Origin of the sequence: Shewanella sp. Sh95, from assembly GCF_001308045.1 — a bacterium.
In the GTDB taxonomy this organism is placed as follows: Bacteria; Pseudomonadota; Gammaproteobacteria; order Enterobacterales; family Shewanellaceae; genus Shewanella; species Shewanella xiamenensis.
Map to the genome: position 1 here is coordinate 1 of NZ_LGYY01000052.1, position 272 is coordinate 272.

A 272-nucleotide genomic window follows, 5' to 3' on the forward strand; every position below is an offset into this window, starting at 1 on the left:
CATCGTTAGCTCAAATGCTTGTTACTAGCTCGCCAACGCTTTTCGCAAGTTACTACGTCCTTCATCGCCTCTGACTGCCAAGGCATCCACCGTATACGCTTAGTCGCTTAACCATACAACCCAAATGAGTTTCACATCACTTGCACTGTTGCGACCAGCTGGTTTTACTTGTCTCATCTTCGACCAAGAAGATGGACTCGCCTTAGACTTGAATATTCAAGACACTTAACAAGTGTTTTAAGAACTCAATTTTTTTCGTATTAACACAACGA

General features: G+C 42.6%; 1 rRNA gene. It reads right to left on the bottom strand.

Features of this window, described 5'->3' with window-relative positions:
• A 23S ribosomal RNA gene (locus AEA42_RS04285) occupies positions 1-113 on the bottom strand; the annotation flags it as partial.
• Positions 114-272: the final 159 nt, after the last annotated feature.